Consider the following 16,986-nt stretch of genomic DNA (forward strand, 5'->3'; position numbering starts at 1 on the left):
TCCCTACGACGAATCAGAAATGAAACGCTCCCGCGCAGGTACGAACCAACCTGCGGCTTGTAACAACGCTTCGCGTTAGAAGTATTCCCAGCCGCCCCCATTCAGATGGTTTTTCCGAGTCGGCTGAGCGTTGCGCCAAACCCGGCAATTCTCCTACCTTTATAAAAAGGCGTTTGCACGTAGGAATTTCTATGTTAGGATATTTTCTGGGAATACGAATTCGTATACGTATTCTCAGACGAGTAGACGCCAATGAGGGTGACCCAGCTCGATATCGCAAAGCAGGCGAATGTATCCCAGGCCACGGTTTCGCGCGTGTTGTCGGGCGACGACCGGGTGGAGGCTTCGTTGCGGGACCGGATCCTGGCAGTGATCCGGGAGCATAACTACCAGCCGGACGTAAGAGCCCGCTCCCTTCGCCTCCAGCGCACCGGCCTCATCGGCCTCGTTCTCAAGCGCCCTCACGGCGGCCTCGCCGACGATCCGTTCTTCGCCGCTCTCATCGCCGGCATTATGGACTTCCTCTGCGGCCAGCCGTACCACCTCTGCGTGGACGTGGTAACCGACGACGCCTCCCAAGAGGGGATCTACGACGAGATGCTCCGCACGCGCAGGGTTGACGGTCTGATCCTCGTGGAATCGGAAGGACGGGACGAGCGGATCGCGCTCTTGCAGCGGGATAAGTTCCCGTTCGTTTTAATCGGCAACCCCCAGAACGAGGCGATCGCCTCCGTGGATAACGACAACGTTAAAGCGGGAGAGATGGCGACCCGTCACCTCTTAGACGGCGGTTACAAGCGGATCGGGATGCTGGCGGGTCCTCAGTCGCTGACGGTAAGCGAAGACCGGATCGCGGGGTACTGCCGGGCGATGAAGAGCGCGGAGCTCACCGTCAAGGTTTGGCACTCTTCGTTCGGGTTCGAAGCGGCCAGAGACGAGGCGATCGGGATCTTGACTCAGGAGCATCGGCCGGAGGCGCTGGTGGTGCTGGACGACTTCATGGCGTTCGGGGTGGTGCTGGCGGCTCGCTCTTTGGGCATCCGTATTCCGGACGATATCGCGCTCGTGGGTTTCAACGACAGCTCGCTCTGCAATTTGATTCCGGGCGGTCTTACCTCGGTGAGCCTCGGTATCGAGGGGATCGTGGAGCGGGCGGTCCATAAGCTTTTGGCGATCGTCGAGACCGGCGAGTGCCCGGATCCGATCCGCGACATCGTTCCTTGCGAGCTCTGCATCCGAGGCTCCTCCAGACCCGCCGAGGTGAGAGCGTGATGACGCTGCACAATCCGGCCCACATTTCTTTTTCGCCCGCCTTAACCGGCGCGGCTGTCCCTGTCCCTATTCGTCACCCTCGTCTCGGCACCGGCAGTCGCCGCCCCGCCTAGGCCTAGTCGTTACCATTTCTTATTCCTTTAGAGGTATTCAAATGAACCGTCAACGAAGACTGGGCTTTACGCTCATCGAACTCCTCGTAGTCATCGCGATCATCGCGATCCTGGCCGCTATTCTATTCCCGGTTTTCGCTCAGGCGAAGGCCGCCGCCAAGAAGACTTCCTGCCTCAGCAACATCAAACAGCAGCTCCTGGGCGCGACGATGTACGGCGGAGACAACGACGACCAACTGCCGGACGTGCCGGTCTACAACGAGCAAACCGAGAGCTACGTGTTTGCCGCCAAGATCAATCCGTACATCAAGAGCGCGGGGCTCTGGAAAGACCCGGCCAACCCCTATCAGCACGGCGGCGTACAGAACGCGGCGGTGGATAAGTCCCAAGCCCTCTGGGGAGGAGTTTGGATGAAGGCGCCGGACGATCCCTGTGTCCAAGCCGGCGTTTCGAAGTACCCGCACAGCGGCGGCTACGGATATCAGAATCCCGCCAGCCACTACTACGACGATATCTATCCGCCTACGGATTACATGATCAATCCCGACATTTGGGGTTATAAGGACAAAGGCTGTCCCGATGGCGGCGGCACCGGTGGTTACTCCCACCCGGGTCCGAACCTAGTTTCCGGAACCAGCAGTGCCGACGGCCTCAATGGCATCGGTAGCGGGAACATGAGCTGGACGAGCGTCTCGAAGGTCATCCTGATCATTGACATGCCGACCGATGTAACCACCTGGTTTGGTTCCACGAGCGGACCGGTCGTGTGGGGCGCCAACTTCAAGGGGATGCACGGCGAGAGCTCCAACGTCGGCTACATGGACGGCCACGCGAAGTCGGCATCCACGAAGGCTCTCCACCCGGCGGGCACCACGGACAGCGATTCCCACTGGATGTGCGCCAACTGCAATAACTCGCAGTACGCTCCGGCGGCTCAGATCGGTCAGCTCTGGATGTTCTGGGGCACCAGCTACGCCGATTCGTCGCACCAGTAAGGAAGCAATTGCCGCACCCGCCTCCTACGGAGCGGGTGCGGCTTAGAAGGAGTTTTACAGAGATTTGAAAACGTCACTCTCCATTCTCACTCTTTGCTCGGTCGCTTGGCTGGTCACTGGGTGCGCAAATATTGGTCAGACCCCTTCGGGAGGCTCCGACGAAGAAGTGAAGGCGGCATTCGCCAAGCTCCCGATCGAAACCCGGGCTAAGGAGCTGATGAAGTCGCCCGCGCCGCAGAGCGTGAAGATCCAACAGATCAAGGACATGTATGCCAAAGAAGGCAAGGAGGTCCCGGCGGAATTTCTTCAGGGTGGCGGCCCCGCGCCGACGATTCCCACCGGCAAGTAGATTCATCGCCTTTTGAAGGGTCGCCGGGCATTTGCTCGGCGACCCTTCATTGCGATTCACGAACCCATATAATTGCCTTTCATCTGATGCATACCGACGTCGCCATCATCGGAGCCGGCCCTGGAGGCTCTACCTGCGGAGGGTTTCTTCGGAAGTACGACCCTAGCTTGAAGGTCGCCATTTTCGAGCGGGAAGTCTTTCCTCGGGACCACGTTGGCGAGAGCCAGTTGCCTCTCATCGGCAAGCTCCTCGACGAACTTGGCGTATGGGACGCCGTCGAAGCCGCCGAATTCCCGATCAAGATCGGGGCGACCTACCGCTGGGGCAAGAGCAACGATCTTTGGGATTTCCATTTCGTGCCGAACGGCGACTTTCATGACGAACCTCGACCGGCCAAGTACGAAGGGCAACGCACTGACACCGCTCTCCAAGTCGATCGGGCCGTTTACGACAAGATCCTCGCCGAGCACGCCGAGTCGCTTGGATGCGACGTTCGTTTCGATTGCCCGGTCCGGTCGGTCGAGAGAGACGGTGACCGAGTTACCGGGCTGATTCTCGCCGACGGCACTCGCGTTGAGGCGGACACGTACATCGACGCCTCCGGCCATTCCGGCATTCTTCGACGCGCGATGGGTGTGGAGATCGAGGAGCCGAGCAAGCTGCGCAACGTCGCGTTCTGGGATTACTGGCAAAACGCCGATTGGGCGGTCAGCGTCGGAGTGGGCGGCACCCGAGTTCAAGTGATGTCGGTCGGCTACGGCTGGCTCTGGTTTATCCCGTTAAGCCCCACCCGGACCTCGATCGGACTGGTCTGTCCAGCCGACTATTACAAACAGAGCGGCCGGCCCCCGGAGGAACTGTATCGAGAGGCGATGGAGCAGGAGCCGCGCATCCGTTCTCTGGTCGTCAACGCTACCTCGGAAGGGAAGTTCTCGACGACCAAGGATTGGTCGTTCGTGGCGGAGAGGATCACCGGAGAGAACTGGTACTTGGTCGGCGAGGCGCTCGGTTTCGCAGACCCGATTCTCGCCGCCGGGCTTACGATCACCCACGCGTCGGCCCGGGAGTGCGCCTTCAGCATCATCGAGTCGCGCCAACAACCGAGATCGCTCCAAAAGGATCGCTGGTTAAAAGAGCAGTACGAGCAAAAAAATCGTCGGCGGCTGCTTCAGCACATCCGCTTCGCCGACTACTGGTACTCGGCGAATGCGCACTTTACCGAGTTGAAGGAGTTCACCCGAGAAATCGCTCGCGACGCCGGCCTCGAGCTCGACGCCGACCGCGCATTTCAATGGCTCGGTACTGGAGGGTTCGTCGAGGAAGACATGGGTACCGGCGGCTTCGGCACCGTCGCGCTGGTGGCGTTGCACCAGATCACCCGGAGATTTTCAGAGAATCCCGCTAAGGTCGAAATTGACGGCTCCAACATGTACGTCCTGCGCTTACGGGGCGCTAACCAAGTTCAGATTGCCAGCTATAGCAAAGGTCGGGTCCACGCCCTTCCGGCGTTGGAGCGCGACGGCAAGCTGCTTCCTCTCTACGGCATGTTCGGCTACGTCGTCGAGGCGCTGCAACAGAACTCTCAAACGGACAAGGTCATGCACTACCTGTTCCGGCGTCTGCAGGAAACTGGAAACAGCTTCGGCGAAGCCGCGGAGATCCACATTTTTGGCTGCCTAGAGGCGATGGCGCGAGATGGCTGGATCTCATGTAAGAGGTCGGACCTTCTTCCTCCCGCCGAGTTCGAGGTTCCAGAGAATACGCCCGCGATCATGGCGAACCAGGATCCGCTGCCCGGCTAATGGTGGCACGGGCGGCTCGCCCAAGGGTATCAGGGGCAGCCTGCCCCTGTAAAGACAGTCGTCGGAGGTTACAGATATTCGTTGAGCGGCCGAAGTTGGACAACTCTAACGCCTATGGCCGATTGCGGCGATTACCCCAAGATCCTTGATCCCGGAACGAGCCGTGATCCCCTAGTATTCGTATGTGAGGGCTCCTCGAGCAGTCCAGGCTTCGCAGAGAATGCTTGGGTTCGCCATGCCGCTTGCCCTGGTCTCAATGACCTCACCGAACGGTATAGGGTCCATCGACTGTCGCCCCTCATCCAACCTCGTGGGGCGTGCGCAAGCGATTTCTAGGCGCGACTTGGGTTCCGCTCCGGATTGGGATCGTCTCGACCGCCTCACCGGCATAGCCCGATCGGTCGATCTAACGTGCCGTAGCTGGCGCACGGTCGCCGATAGCCTCCGAATCGAGGCGGTCAAGGAGATGGGAGCCTTGACTCCGACCGATCTCTACTGGCTTGGCTCGGCCTGGTGGGCGTTCCATGAGCCGGCCTGCCACCTACGTTATCCTCGTTGGGCGGCGGACACGGCGCGCCAACCCAACCTCGCGCTTCTCCATCCGGAAGGTGGAAACTGCGAAAGCTCCGCAAACGGCCACGCCGCGCTCCTGTCCTACCTAGGGGTTCCCTCCCGCACCGTTTACGGAAAGCTCATGCCGAGCGGTGAGGGACACGTGTGGACGATCAGCGACGTGGACGGAGTTCCCCTCGCCGCCGACGTCCATTTGGCCCGAGCGACGGAATGGGAGCGGACCATGAACATGCCCTGGCGCCCTTCGCCCGCCCAAATCCAACTCCCGTCAGGCTTCCAAGAAGCGCTTCGCTTCACCCGGCTGCACCGCCCAGACGATCCTTCCTTATCGCCGATCGCCCCGTAGCCGGAGCTTATGGTCGTTGCCCGGTTCTCGCAGCGCGGGAATAATGGTCACCAACCAAATAGATTGACAAAACAGGTTCACCCGTAGCCCGGGGATTTATCCCCGGAGAGACCTTGAACCGCGTCTAAGGCCACGGGCTACGGGTGAAATCAGATAAGGGAAATGTAAGCCTATTTTGTCCAGGACCAAAATCCCCGGGGCTACGCCCAAATAGAGGCGGCCGATGGCTCCCTCCCCACCCAGCTCCCGTTCGAGAGCCCCGATATTCCGGCAGCGACCCGGGAATAAGTCAAAAATTTTCGCGGGGCATCATTTGTTGTTGTAGAATGCGCATGAAAGGCTAACATGAAGAGTACTCTCGCGTCGAGCAACTCTTTAGCCGGAAGGGAAGAGGATCATGACGCAGTGGATGAGGCAAGCCCACGGATTTGCGGGAAGGGTGAGGGTCGCCGTAGCGCTTGAGCGCAGAACATTGATCGCCCTGGGAATCGTACTCGTCACCATCGTTGGGTCCGCAATTGTAAGTCCGCACCCCGCCCTTGCTCCCCTTCTGGCCCTGCCGACGCTCTTTGCCGCTATGAGGCGCGACCGTCGACTTGCGATCCTGCTTGGAAGCTCCACGGCGGTCGCTGGCGCGGCGTTTGCCCACGACCCCAACGTCGAGATGGCGGTGTGGCACGCCTTTCTTCTGGGGATTTCGCTCGGAATCCTCTTCGCGATCGTGGAGCGGTGGACGGCCCGTTCCCACGTAGCAAGCACGGTGGATCGATTTCTCGAAGAGATGACCCACCCGATCGACCGGGACATGGCGATCCTGGTCGATTGCGAAGGATTTGAACAGCTCGATGCCCAATACGGTTCGGACGCCCGGCATCACGTCGCGAGCCTCTTGCGCCTTGCGATCGAGACGGAGACTAACAACGGCGACGTCGTCACCCGCACCGGTGACCAGGAATATCTTCTGGTCCTCCAAGACACCGATCCGATGGAAGCCAACGAAGTGCTCGACCGCGTTCGGCATACCTTCGAGCAAGCAGTCTCAGACGCGGGCTACGAGTGCGCCATCTCGGTCGCCTACGCCCCCCTGGAAGTCACCATCGACCCCCTCCCCGACCTCCCCGGCTACGCCGCCGCATCGCTGTCACACCCGAACTGCTACGGGGCGTATTTGAATTAGGGCGCTAGGCGTTGGGCGTTACGGCGTCAGGCGTTGGGATAAGGAAATTCACCCGGGCTCCGAACGCCTCAACGCCTAGCGCCCAGAACCCTAATGCCTCAACCCAAGCCCGTAATAAGCAAGGCACAGAACCGCCAGAACCACCGATCCGGCGGTGATTTCTCGCGAACGGCCGGCGAGGAGCTTCATGAGCGGCCACAAGATCAGGCCGGCGGTGAGGCCGTTGGCGATGTTGTAGGTGAAGACCATCATCGCGATCGTGGCGAAGGCCGGAACCGATTCGGTGAGGTCGTCGAACTCGATCGCTCGCGCCGCCGGGAGCATGAGCAGCCCCACCAATATCAACGCCGGACCATAAGCGAACCCCAGGGCCTGAACCGGGGTGATGAGCGGAAGAAAGAACAGGGAGATCAAGAACAGGATCCCGGTCACCAGAGTGGCAAGGCCGGTGCGAGCCCCCTCCCGAATTCCGGTTGCGGACTCGATGAACACCCCCGAAGTCGACGTGCCGACCACCGCCGCGAACATACATGTGACCGCGTCGACCACCATCGGTTTTCGAGGATCGGCCATCTCGTCGCCGGTGGCCGCTCCCAGGCCCACGAGGGTTCCCGTCGTGTCGAAGAACGCCATCACGAGCAGCGTGAGGATCACGGGCAGAAGACTCAGCTTCAAAATCCCCGCTAGATCCATCTTCATAAAGAGCGGTCCCAGGGTGTAGTCGCCTTGGAACGGCATCGCGACGATCCCCTTCGGACCTTCACCCAAGTGAAGAAGCGCGCCCACGGCCGCGGTGGCGACGATGCCGATTAAGATCGCCCCACGTACCCTCCGCTGGACCAGTGCCGCCATCACCACAAAGCCCGCGATCGCCAGCAAGACCTTTGGGTCGCCGAAGTCGCCGATCTTCACGGGAACGTCAGGAGCCCTCAGGGTGCCGTTGGGAAGGGTAAGTGCCGCCGGAGGCATTCCCGCCCCGCCGCCGGTTACGATGCCGGTGTCGTACAGGCCGATAAAGGCCAGAAAGAGCCCGATGCCCACCGCCATCGCCCGTCGCAAGCTCATCGAGATCGCCTTCGCGAGCCATTCCCGGCCCCCAAACAAGCTCAAGAGAAGAAACACCAGGCCGCTGATGAAGACCGCCCCGAGTCGTTGCTGCCACGAGATCCGAAGCGCGGCGAGACCGAACGCGATAAACGCGTTCTCACCCATGTACGGCGCGACCGCGTAGGGCCGGTTGGCGTAAAACGCCATGAGGAAGCAGCCGAAGACCGCCGTCAGGATCGTGGCGATCGTGCCCGGACCGGTGGGAATTCCCGCGAACGACAGGATCGCCGGGTTGACCACGATGATGTACGCCATCGCGGCAAACGTGGTAACCCCACCGAGCACCTCGGTTCGAACCGACGTGTCGTGCTCCCGCAACCGAAACAGTCGTTCCAGCATCCTGCGCCAATTCTATCGTAGTGCCGAACACGTGGCGCCGGCTTCCAGCCGGCAGCCCAGAAATTTCTCTAAGGCCACGACTTGACGGTATGCAGAAGTTCGGCTACCGGCTGGAAGCCGGTTCCACGGGCGCTACGGCTTGGTTTGGTGATCCGCCGGGTCGCGGGAGATCATGTCTCGGATCTCGGGCGGCATCGTGACGGCCCGGCGGCTCGTGCCCATGAGGACGTGCCAGGTGTGGCCGGTCGTGGTCGTCTTGCCGGTGCTCTCGTTAACCACTTCGTAATCGAACCGCATCGAGGCCCGGCGCATCTCGCTGACCCAGACTCGGACCACGATCCAATCGTCGTAGTGCACCTCGCCCTTGTACTCCGCGTGCGCTTCGACCACAGGCAGGAAGAACCCGAGCTCCTCCAACTCCCGGTAGCTAAAGCCGCGCTCGCGGCACCACGCCCCCCGCGCCTGCTCGAACCAGTAAAAGTAATTCGCGTAATACGCATGCCCCATCTGGTCCGTCTCGCCGTACCGGACCCGGATGCGTTCTTCGGTGATTGTGGGCATGGGAGGTGTTGCGGTGTTGTTCAGGATTTACCTTGTTTGATGGGACGAATGGGACTGCTGAGACAGATGGGCCTCATGCGCTCCCATCAGTCCACAAGTCCCTAACCCGGTGGCCAGCCCAACGGCCTTCCGCCGATCAGGTGGGCATGGAGGTGGGGTACCGATTGGCCGGCGGATTCGCCCTGATTGATGACCAAGCGGTAGCCTTCGGTCAGCCCCTCTTGCTCCGCGATCTTTTTGGCGGCATTGAGCAAATACATGTGGTCGCCGGTTTCCGGCAGGTCGGCGAGTCCGGGTATTTCGGAGCGCGGGACGATGAGGATGTGGGTCGGCGCTTTGGGGTCGATGTCGCGGAACGCCACGACGTGCTCGTCCTCGTACACGATGTTCGCCGGGATTTCGCGCTGAATGATCTTTGTGAACAGCGTCGGCATGGCTAAAACTACTCGATTCGCCCCCTTTCCCGTCGCGGCCGTCTAACGAAACATGGCGCCGGGGCTTTACATCGGAACATCGGGTTGGATGTACGACGCCTGGCGCGCCGATTGGTATGGAAAACTGCCGAAGCGGCTTTGGCTCGCCCACGATGCCGAGCGTTTCACCGCCGTCGAAGTCGATGCTTCCTTCTATCGTCAGCAGCGGCCCGAAACGTATGCGAACTGGGCGTCGCAAGTGCCGGAAGAGTTTCGCTTCGCAGTCCGGGGGCACCGCTTCCTCACCCACAACAAGAAGCTGCTAGACGCGGAGGAACCGCTACGGCGCATGAAGGAGCAGGCATCGGGGCTGGGGAAAAAGCTCGGCGTGATGCTTTGGCAACTCCCGCCGTTCATGCGGATTAATGTCGAGCGGGTTCGGCTGTTCGGCGAGGCATTGAAGGCTTGGCCAGAAACGCGGCACGCGCTCGAGCTCCGCCATGACTCTTGGTTTACCGCCGAGGTCGCCGCGGTTCTCACCCAATACGGGATCGCAAACACGATCTCCGATGCGAGTAAATTCCCTCGCTGGGATGCCGTCACTACCGACCTGGTCTACGTGCGCCTTCACGGCCGTCCGTTTACCTATGCTTCCCGCTATGAAGAGCCCGAGTTGGATCAGTGGACGGAGAAGGTGCGGCGTTGGCACGCCGAAGGGCGCACCGTCCACGTGTACTTCGATAACGATGCCCACGGCCACGCTCCCCACGACGCGATGCGACTGCTGGAGCGGGTGCAGCAGCGTGGCACGGGCGGCTCGCCCGTGGGTATCCGGGGCGGCCCGCCCCGGAAGAAACCTTCGACTGAGGCCCCAGCCTATCTTTAGAGGACCTCAAGTTGAGCTTACATTAACCCCTGTCCGGCTGCTGTCCAGCCGGAGCGAACCGGCGTCACGGCAATTCGTCCAAATGCAAGCATGATCGACCGCAAAGCACCCGAACCGAGAGACGACAAACCGGAGCCGAACGTCGACGTCCCGGAACACCTCATGCCCACCGAGGGAGGAGCGTTTGCCGAGGATCCGGAAGGGACGACCTCCGGAGAGCATCTTCGGACCCCCACTCCGGGATCGCGTCCGAATACGACCAGCAGTCCCGAATGACTACGAGCGGGGGCCGGTCTCGGCGGCGACGACCGACGAGATGCCGCCCCGAACGTTGAAGATGCCGGTGACCCGCATCCATCGAGGTTTGCAAGCCTCCACAAGCTCGTCTAGGAGCCGGTTCGTCACGGCTTCGTAGTAGATCCCCTCGTTTCGGAACGAGTAGTAGTACAGCTTCAGCGACTTCAGCTCGATGCAGCTCTCGTCGGGGATGTATTCCAGCTCGATCGTGGCAAAATCCGGCTGCCCCGTCTTCGGACAAACGCTCGTGAACTCAGGGCATACGTGCTTGATCAGGTAGTCACGCTGCGCCGCAGGATTAGGAAACACCTCGATTTCAGGCATAGGTTTGGGAACCAAAAGTGTACCTTTTGAGGCGTTTGGCGGAAGGTCTACCCTGGTGGATGCGACAGATGGGACAAAGGAGTCACATGTGAACCATTCGTCCCATCCCATATCCCTCCGGCCCCAACACCCCAACACCGTAACACCTCAACACCGCAACCCCCTACCCAATCGGAACCATATACCGGACCCCTTCACCGGGCCGGGTGCCGAATAGCATGGAAATGGCGGCGCTGACGACGCCCCCGCGGGGTGCGGTAGTGCTGGTCATGAGGAAACCGAGGGACTGGGCGACGGAGGGATCCTGAAGGTTTAGCGGGCGGCCGGCACGCTGACCGGAGGGGTCTTCCATGGCATAGAGGAAGAGCTCTCGGGAACCGACGCTCAGCGCGCCGAACTGTAACGGTTGACCGGCACTGGCGGTGCGTCGCTGGCCCGAACTTAAAGAACCATAGAAGCGGAGGGCGGGCAGCGCCGTCCTTAACGGTTCCGGGTCGACCTTCAACAGCCCCGCGCCGACGCGGAACGGGAGCACTTGCAGATCGGATAGCTTAAGGGCGAGGTCGGCGTAGTCGTCGAGCTTTGGCGTTGCGCTCTTTTCGATTGCGGCGAAATACTCCTCCGGCGCCTCCATCGTCTTCAAACGCCAGAATCCGCCGTAGCGGAAAGAGACGAATCCCTTATCGATCCGCATAAAGCCGTTGTTCGCTTGTTTGAACGAATTCAATCGAGCGGAAATCGTCGCTCCAGAGTTTGGGACGTTTACGTAAGTTCGGAAAGCGTCGGCGACGATTGGCACGCCGGACTGGTCGTGCAGCCACTCGAGAACGTCGGCAGCGGAGGCTTGGCCGCCGAAGTACGGCCTCTTCGGTGAGCCGTTCACCGGCTTTCCGAGCTCGGTTGAGTCCTCCTCACCGCGATTCCACTCCAAAACCTCCTTGGCGAATGGAAGTTTCGCGAGCTCTCCGCTGGGATACGGTCGATCGATCAGCCGGCCCGCGGTGCCAATGTTCGCCTCGTTGAGGGCAAGATGGCCGGTCAGCGGATCGTACGATGCGGTCGCCCGGATCGCCTTTGGACCGGCCGCTCCGCTGGTGGTTCCGTTGCGGCGAGTCCGCGTAGGGGCTGTGGTCGCGGGTTGCTTGGACGCAGAATCGTCCGCCGGGAGGAAGTCGACTGTCGACATCGTTCGCCCACCCCAAAACTGCTGCCACTGGGCTTGAGTCATTCGCCGAAACATGTAGCCGAGAAGGTAGTTCTCGGGGGCGGAGACCTTTTCGTAAAGCGGACGCTTGGAGTTCTTCGCCTTCGGATCTACCGGCTTTTTGAGCTCGTCCATTACCTGCTGGTAGGGCACCGCCGCTCCCGCCATCAGCGGCTCGATCGCCTCCTCGGCCTCTCGCCGACGCTCCTTATTCTCGGCCTCCACGAACGCCGACTCGCTGTTTCGCCATTCGGAAGGGATGGAAAGGCGGTAGAGGTCTCCGTCCCGCTTCCACTCGCCGTGAAAAACGCCCGCGACCCGGTCCATCACCGTGCCGATCGGCTGGTCTTTAACGAGGATCGTGACTTTAAGCGGCCAGATGACGGTCGCCGCTTCGAGGGTGAATCCGGCATCTTTGCTCAGATCCTTCACCGCTTGCTTGAGGGGGACCATTTTCAGCCTGGCCGTCACCAACTTGGCCAGCCGCTCGTCCTTCGGAGAATCCGCCGTCTGCCCAAGCGCCGTATGAGTCGCGCCTAGTAATAATGCCAGTCCAAGCCATCCCCGTCTCATGAAGGCTTAGACGGGCGAAACCTTTGGCCGATTCAGTCGGCCTCACTCGGGAAGGAAAGTGTTATGCCGAGAACTTGCTGAAGGGCCTTTCTTGGTGCCTTGGCTTCAAATAGGCAGGGACCGGCGGCTGGTCTTTCGCTGGGCATGCCCGGCAATGCCAGTTAGTTCTTCCAACTCAGGCGTTGCGTCCTTGGCGAGAAATCCCCTTTTCCGGAGTTTCTCGCAAAGAACGCCAAGCGGATCGCAAAGAACGCAAAGAAGATGGCACTGGTGAATAGCCGCCCTACTTCTTAGGAGTCTCCGTAACTTTGCTGGCCGGCGTCGAGACTTTCTCAGTGGTGGCGCCCTTCGCTGGAGGAGCGCTGGCGCTCGTCGGCTTTGCCCCGTCTTTGTCCACGAGCCCTTCCGCGTATCGGTTGGCCGCGTTCCAAAGGAGATATTCGTTGTATCCCAGCTCTCGGGCCGCCTTGATCTGGGCTTGGACCTCCGCCCGGCCGTAGTGGGCGCGGAGCGAGAAGGCTTGAAGCCAGGGCCGCACATCCTTCTTCGGCAGGCGCTTCTTGTAGTCGGTGAGCGACTTCTTGATGATCGCGTAAGGCGCCTTGTCTGGATTCGGAATCCCGTATTCGCCGTTCGCGAAGTGGGACGGATAAACCATCGGGCTGATCACATCGAACGGCCCGGCGACCTTCTCAAGCGCTTGGCCGATTCCTTGGTCCTTCCGGGTGGAGGAGATGATGCCAAAAATGTCGGACGAATACAGTGCGCCCCTAGCATGAACCTTCTCGCCGATAAAGTTGGCGAACTGTTCGATCACATCCTCCGGCTTCGCCTTCTGGTCGGGATAGGTTTTCTTGCCCGGGAAGACCTGGGTCGAGGATTTGCCTTCGCTCGGGAAGCGAACGTAGTCGAGTTGGACCTCCGGGAACCCGGCATCGAGCGCGAATTCGACGGTTTGGGCGAGGTATTCCCAATTCTTCTTGTTGTAGGGATCGAGCCACGAATGTCCTGAGCGGTCGCGCCACACGCGTCCCCCGCCCGATTGCACGGCCATCTCCGGGTGCTTCTTGGGAACCCAGTTGTCGCGGAAACAGGCGATCCGGGCGATGGGCCAGACCTTGTGTTTCTCCAAACTTTGGAATAGGGCGTCCGGTTTTGGAATCGCGACCATCGTCGCCTTACACTCGTCGGCGAGCTTGATCCCGGTCTTCCAATACATGTCGCCGGTGTCCCTCACGTCGATGACAACCGCATTGAGCTCGTTCTTATCGATCATGTCGAGCACCTTCGCCATCTTGGTCGAGGAGCCGGCCGACCAAGCCGTCAGATAAATCCCCTTCACCGCCTTTGGCCGTTCGAACGTGTATTTGTGCGCGGGAGGCGCAGCCTTCGTCTCGGTGTTGGCGGGCTTGCTGGGGAGTTTGCCGGCGGGCCCCTTTGCTACTTTTGGCGTCGATGCATCTTCAGAGCCTGTCGCCGCGCCGCCGGATGAGCAAGAATAGAGGGTCGCTAGCATAATTGCCAGCGCGGCGTAGGTCACAGGTTGAAAATGGAAACGAGATTGGGGCATGGTCTGCTCGCAATTGTACTAGTAACGGGGCTGCTTTCTACGGGATGTGGGCGGTCTGAGAATGCGGGAATGGCGGTCGCCGCATCCCCTTCGGTGTTATCCCATTCGAAAGCGACGGTTAAGAGCATACCGAGCCCCGGCGTCTCTCCGGCGCCTGCGCTTGCGAACGGCCCCCGGGCCAGCAATCGGCCGCCAAATACGATGGGGAGCGTCTTCGTCGTGGAGTACCACCACATCCGAGCGGGCAAGAACTCGATGATCCGTTCGCCGAAGGAATTTCGAGCCGATTTGGAGCGGCTTTACAAGCTCGGCTTCCGTCCGTGCACCGTCAGCCAGTACCTGAACAATCAAATGGATATGCCTCCCGGGGCCACGCCGGCGGTTTTCACCTTCGACGATTCCAATCCATCCCAGCTCCAGCTCCGGCCCGACGGCGCGGTAGACCCGAACTGCGCGGTCGGGATCTGGCAAGAGTTTGCGAAGCTCCACCCCGACTTTCCAGTTCGAGCAACGTTCTACGTTTTGCCAGATGTGATGTGGGGTCAGCCGAAGATGCTGGAAAAGAAGCTCGCCCTGCTGAAGAGCCTTGGATGCGAGTTGGGGAATCACACCGTGACTCATCCGATCCTGAGAAAACTCTCCGACGATAAGGTGAAGGAGGAGATAGCGGTCGCGACCGATCGTCTTGAGAAGCTTGGGGTTCCCCTCCCCGTATCGCTCGCCCTTCCGTTCGGCGTTTCGCCGAAGAACAAGCAGCTTCTGCGCGGCTTCGACTACAAAGGGAAGCGGTACGTCCAAAAGGCGGTTTTCCTCGTCGGCGCAGAGCCGGCCTGCTCCCCAATGGATCCCAAGCTCGACCGCTACCGCATCCCCCGCATCCAAGCCTATAATGGCCCCATGGGCCTTCCCGAATGGCTCGATAAGTTCGAGCGGGGTCAGGTTAAGGCTTACGTGGCTCCGTAACGTGGCATGATGAATCAATCTTTGTGCAACGACGCCTTAGCCTGGTAAACAATATGTGCCGCTAGGCGCACATGTGGCTCACGTTGTGCGAACATAGTGCGACGAAATATGGGCCTGCGACTCCAAAACCGAGCTTGGCTACCGATCCTGCAGCGCTATCAGGGGCTCGTTGGGCTCGTGCTGCTGTTAATCGTGGCGGTGTTCGTCTCGCCGAAGGCGAGCGGCTCGGGAACCCTCTTTGGCTCCGTGTTCTTCTCGATGGGGAATCTGGGCAACGTCATGGCCCAACTCGCGGTGCCGGGACTCATGGCTTTGGGAGCGACTTTCGTGATCCTGACCGGCGGCATCGACCTGAGCGCGGGCTCGCTGCTCGGCCTACTGAACTGCGTGACGGCCATGTGGCTGAGCAAAGGGGTATCCGGACCGGCGACGATCGCTTACGTGCTGCTGATCGGGACCGTCGTGGGAGCCATTCTTGGGTTTCTCATCGGAGTCACCAAGCTCCAGCCGTTCGTGGTGACGCTCGCCGGCATGGTGAGCCTACGCGGTATCGCCTATGTATACACGCACAGCGCCAACGTCTCCGGGATCAGCAACGCCCTCGACTGGATCACCCATCCCGTCCTGGGAGTACCGATTTCCGGTTGGATCTTGGTGCTCTTCACGCTGGTCGGCGCCACGCTTCTCAAGCAAACCGTCTTCGGCCGACGTACTTACGCGGTCGGCGGGAACGCCGAGGCGTCGCATTACGCGGGCGTTCCGGTGAGCCGGGTGCGTATCGGCGCCTATGCGATCAATGGATTCTGCATCGGACTTGCCGCGCTGCTCTTTACCGCGCGCGTCCGCAACGGGCAGCCTAGCGCCGGTCTGGGCTACGAGCTCGACGCGATCACCGCGGCCGTAATCGGCGGAACCTCGCTGCTGGGCGGGTTTGGAAACGTATGGGGCACGTTCATTGGCGCGCTCTTTATCGTTTGTCTTAATGTGTTGCTAATCCTGAAGGGTGTGGACTACTACATCGGTCAGGGTTGGAAGGGAGTCATCATCCTGGTTGCGGTTTATCTGCAGAACCTGGGAAGGAGAAGTTAACGATGAGGTTGGCATTCTGGCCGGTACTGGCCCTGATTGGATTGGCGGCGGCGGGGTGCAATTCCTCGTCCAACGACTCGGGGACGACGACCGCGTCCGGTGGAACGACCACCGGCTCGACCGCTAAGAACAGCTCGGGCGATAAGGCGCTGGTTGCCTTTTCGCAGGCGAATAGCGCGGATCCGTGGCGTCAGGTCTTCGATGCGGCGACGAAAGCCGAAGCAGAGAAGCACCCCGAGCTCACGCTCCAGGAGCAATCCGCCGAAGACGACGCGAACAAGCAGATCAACCAGATCGACACGCTCATGCTTCAGCACCCGAAGGTCTTGCTGGTGAGCCCCGCCACCGAGGCGGTTACTACGGCCACCGATAAGGCATTCGATGCCGGTATTCCGGTGGTTACGCTCGATCGAAACGTGACCGACGATAAGTACACGGTCTACGTCGGAGGCGACAACAAGGAGATCGGCCGTCAAGCCGGCGAGTACATCGCCAAGCAGTTGAACGGTAAGGGCACCGTTCTGATGATCCAGGGCATCGCCGACGCGACGCCGACGCACGACCGGCGGGACGGCGCGATGGAGTCGTTCAAGAAGTACCCGGGCATCACGGTGATTTCTGGCGACGACTGCGGATATCAGCGGCAGAAGGCGCAGAGCTACATGGAGACGTTCCTGCAGGGCGGCAAGCCGTTCGATGCGGTGTACGCCCACAACGACGAGATGGCGATCGGCGCCTACAATGCCTGGGACCAGTGGAACTCCGGCCATGGCGGCAAGAACAAGAAGCCGCTTTTCGTCGGCGTCGACGGATGCCAAAAAGAGGTGGTCGACATGATCCAAGCCGGCAAAATCGACGCCACCTTCAAGTACCCCGTCCCCGGCCCCAAGGGGGTTGAGGTCGCCGCCGACATCCTGAAGGGGAACATGCCCAAGGACAAAAAGATCGTCCTCCCCACCGAGATCGTCACCAAAGACACCGCCGCCAAATACCTAGCCGCCAACCCTAGTCTGGCGAAGTAACCAATGTGGCG

17 protein-coding genes are annotated in these 16,986 nt (G+C 60.6%); 11 read left to right on the forward strand and 6 right to left on the reverse strand.

The genetic code is table 11. The features are described 5' to 3' along the window. Window positions 1–258: 258 nt before the first annotated feature. The 6 genes from OP10G_RS11095 (at window position 259) to OP10G_RS11120 (ending at window position 6,627) form a co-directional block, all read left to right on the forward strand. A complete protein-coding gene (locus OP10G_RS11095) occupies window positions 259–1,272 on the forward strand; it encodes a LacI family DNA-binding transcriptional regulator (protein WP_227625112.1) in 1,014 nt (337 codons plus the stop codon). A 154-nt stretch (window positions 1,273–1,426) separates the two neighbouring features. Then, window positions 1,427–2,380 carry a prepilin-type N-terminal cleavage/methylation domain-containing protein gene (locus OP10G_RS11100; protein ID WP_025225820.1) on the forward strand — a complete coding sequence of 318 codons (954 nt, stop codon included), beginning with the start codon at window positions 1,427–1,429 and terminating at the stop codon, window positions 2,378–2,380. 64 nt (window positions 2,381–2,444) lie between these two features. After that, entirely contained in the window at window positions 2,445–2,729 is a 285-nt protein-coding gene (locus OP10G_RS26265; protein WP_025225819.1) for a hypothetical protein, read from the forward strand. An 86-nt stretch (window positions 2,730–2,815) separates the two neighbouring features. Then, complete coding sequence (locus tag OP10G_RS11110; RefSeq protein ID WP_025225818.1) at window positions 2,816–4,531, forward strand: NAD(P)/FAD-dependent oxidoreductase; 1,716 nt, start codon at window positions 2,816–2,818, stop codon at window positions 4,529–4,531. Window positions 4,532–4,874: 343 nt separating this feature from the next. Then, window positions 4,875–5,450, forward strand: coding sequence for a hypothetical protein (locus OP10G_RS11115; RefSeq protein WP_025225817.1), 576 nt, complete (start codon window positions 4,875–4,877; stop codon window positions 5,448–5,450). A 409-nt stretch (window positions 5,451–5,859) separates the two neighbouring features. Further along, entirely contained in the window at window positions 5,860–6,627 is a 768-nt protein-coding gene (locus OP10G_RS11120) for a diguanylate cyclase domain-containing protein (RefSeq protein WP_227625113.1), read from the forward strand. A gap of 90 nt (window positions 6,628–6,717) precedes the next feature. Here the strand turns inward: OP10G_RS11120 and OP10G_RS11125 are convergent, their stop codons facing one another. The 3 genes from OP10G_RS11125 to OP10G_RS11135 all read right to left on the reverse strand — a co-directional run bounded on the left by OP10G_RS11125 (window position 6,718) and on the right by OP10G_RS11135 (window position 9,068). Further along, on the reverse strand, window positions 6,718–8,073 hold the full coding sequence (locus OP10G_RS11125; protein ID WP_038473003.1) for an NCS2 family permease: 1,356 nt from the start codon (window positions 8,071–8,073) through the stop codon (window positions 6,718–6,720). Between the two features lie 132 nt (window positions 8,074–8,205). Beyond that, complete coding sequence (locus OP10G_RS24455; RefSeq protein ID WP_052547702.1) at window positions 8,206–8,634, reverse strand: acyl-CoA thioesterase; 429 nt, start codon at window positions 8,632–8,634, stop codon at window positions 8,206–8,208. Window positions 8,635–8,735: 101 nt separating this feature from the next. Continuing rightward, window positions 8,736–9,068 carry a histidine triad nucleotide-binding protein gene (locus tag OP10G_RS11135; protein WP_025225813.1) on the reverse strand — a complete coding sequence of 111 codons (333 nt, stop codon included), beginning with the start codon at window positions 9,066–9,068 and terminating at the stop codon, window positions 8,736–8,738. Window positions 9,069–9,120: 52 nt separating this feature from the next. On the opposite strand from OP10G_RS11135, the gene OP10G_RS11140 reads away from it, so the two are divergent. Together OP10G_RS11140 and OP10G_RS11145 are read left to right on the forward strand one after the other, a co-directional pair. Continuing rightward, complete coding sequence (locus OP10G_RS11140; RefSeq protein ID WP_025225812.1) at window positions 9,121–9,933, forward strand: DUF72 domain-containing protein; 813 nt, start codon at window positions 9,121–9,123, stop codon at window positions 9,931–9,933. 90 nt (window positions 9,934–10,023) lie between these two features. Next, window positions 10,024–10,209, forward strand: a complete 186-nt coding sequence (locus OP10G_RS11145) for a hypothetical protein (protein WP_025225811.1) — start codon at window positions 10,024–10,026, stop codon at window positions 10,207–10,209. Here OP10G_RS11145 and queF read toward each other — a convergent pair whose 3' ends face one another. The 3 genes from queF to OP10G_RS11160 all read right to left on the reverse strand — a co-directional run bounded on the left by queF (window position 10,210) and on the right by OP10G_RS11160 (window position 13,901). After that, window positions 10,210–10,554 carry a preQ(1) synthase gene (gene queF, locus OP10G_RS11150; protein ID WP_025225810.1) on the reverse strand — a complete coding sequence of 115 codons (345 nt, stop codon included), beginning with the start codon at window positions 10,552–10,554 and terminating at the stop codon, window positions 10,210–10,212. 163 nt (window positions 10,555–10,717) lie between these two features. After that, complete coding sequence (locus OP10G_RS11155) at window positions 10,718–12,331, reverse strand: hypothetical protein (protein WP_025225809.1); 1,614 nt, start codon at window positions 12,329–12,331, stop codon at window positions 10,718–10,720. A gap of 283 nt (window positions 12,332–12,614) precedes the next feature. Further along, the gene (locus OP10G_RS11160; RefSeq protein WP_084179095.1) at window positions 12,615–13,901 is read right to left on the reverse strand and encodes a putative glycoside hydrolase; all 1,287 of its coding nucleotides are present in this window, start codon (window positions 13,899–13,901) and stop codon (window positions 12,615–12,617) included. A 69-nt stretch (window positions 13,902–13,970) separates the two neighbouring features. Between OP10G_RS11160 and OP10G_RS11165 the strand changes: the two genes are divergently transcribed. The 3 genes from OP10G_RS11165 to OP10G_RS11175 all read left to right on the forward strand — a co-directional run bounded on the left by OP10G_RS11165 (window position 13,971) and on the right by OP10G_RS11175 (window position 16,975). Beyond that, window positions 13,971–14,864 (forward strand): polysaccharide deacetylase family protein, encoded by an 894-nt coding sequence (locus OP10G_RS11165; protein ID WP_158409198.1) that lies wholly within the window; start codon window positions 13,971–13,973, stop codon window positions 14,862–14,864. Window positions 14,865–14,972: 108 nt separating this feature from the next. Next, a complete protein-coding gene (locus OP10G_RS11170) occupies window positions 14,973–15,953 on the forward strand; it encodes an ABC transporter permease (protein WP_025225806.1) in 981 nt (326 codons plus the stop codon). A gap of 2 nt (window positions 15,954–15,955) precedes the next feature. Next, window positions 15,956–16,975: a substrate-binding domain-containing protein gene (locus OP10G_RS11175; RefSeq protein WP_025225805.1), complete on the forward strand. Its 1,020-nt coding sequence runs from the start codon at window positions 15,956–15,958 to the stop codon at window positions 16,973–16,975. Window positions 16,976–16,986: the final 11 nt, after the last annotated feature.

The sequence above is a fragment of the Fimbriimonas ginsengisoli Gsoil 348 genome (assembly GCF_000724625.1).
Classification (GTDB): Bacteria; Armatimonadota; Fimbriimonadia; order Fimbriimonadales; family Fimbriimonadaceae; genus Fimbriimonas; species Fimbriimonas ginsengisoli.

Coding starts and splice junctions, on each gene's coding strand:
- OP10G_RS11100 (WP_025225820.1), top strand. CDS start 1,427: ATGAACCGTCAACGAAGACTGGGCTTTACGCTCATCGAACTCCTCGTA.
- OP10G_RS11110 (WP_025225818.1), top strand. CDS start 2,816: ATGCATACCGACGTCGCCATCATCGGAGCCGGCCCTGGAGGCTCTACC.
- OP10G_RS11120 (WP_227625113.1), top strand. CDS start 5,860: ATGAGGCAAGCCCACGGATTTGCGGGAAGGGTGAGGGTCGCCGTAGCG.
- OP10G_RS11125 (WP_038473003.1), bottom strand. CDS start 8,073: ATGCTGGAACGACTGTTTCGGTTGCGGGAGCACGACACGTCGGTTCGA.
- OP10G_RS24455 (WP_052547702.1), bottom strand. CDS start 8,634: ATGCCCACAATCACCGAAGAACGCATCCGGGTCCGGTACGGCGAGACG.
- OP10G_RS11135 (WP_025225813.1), bottom strand. CDS start 9,068: ATGCCGACGCTGTTCACAAAGATCATTCAGCGCGAAATCCCGGCGAAC.
- OP10G_RS11140 (WP_025225812.1), top strand. CDS start 9,121: ATGGCGCCGGGGCTTTACATCGGAACATCGGGTTGGATGTACGACGCC.
- OP10G_RS11145 (WP_025225811.1), top strand. CDS start 10,024: ATGATCGACCGCAAAGCACCCGAACCGAGAGACGACAAACCGGAGCCG.
- queF (WP_025225810.1), bottom strand. CDS start 10,554: ATGCCTGAAATCGAGGTGTTTCCTAATCCTGCGGCGCAGCGTGACTAC.
- OP10G_RS11155 (WP_025225809.1), bottom strand. CDS start 12,331: ATGAGACGGGGATGGCTTGGACTGGCATTATTACTAGGCGCGACTCAT.
- OP10G_RS11160 (WP_084179095.1), bottom strand. CDS start 13,901: ATGCCCCAATCTCGTTTCCATTTTCAACCTGTGACCTACGCCGCGCTG.
- OP10G_RS11165 (WP_158409198.1), top strand. CDS start 13,971: ATGGCGGTCGCCGCATCCCCTTCGGTGTTATCCCATTCGAAAGCGACG.
- OP10G_RS11170 (WP_025225806.1), top strand. CDS start 14,973: ATGGGCCTGCGACTCCAAAACCGAGCTTGGCTACCGATCCTGCAGCGC.
- OP10G_RS11175 (WP_025225805.1), top strand. CDS start 15,956: ATGAGGTTGGCATTCTGGCCGGTACTGGCCCTGATTGGATTGGCGGCG.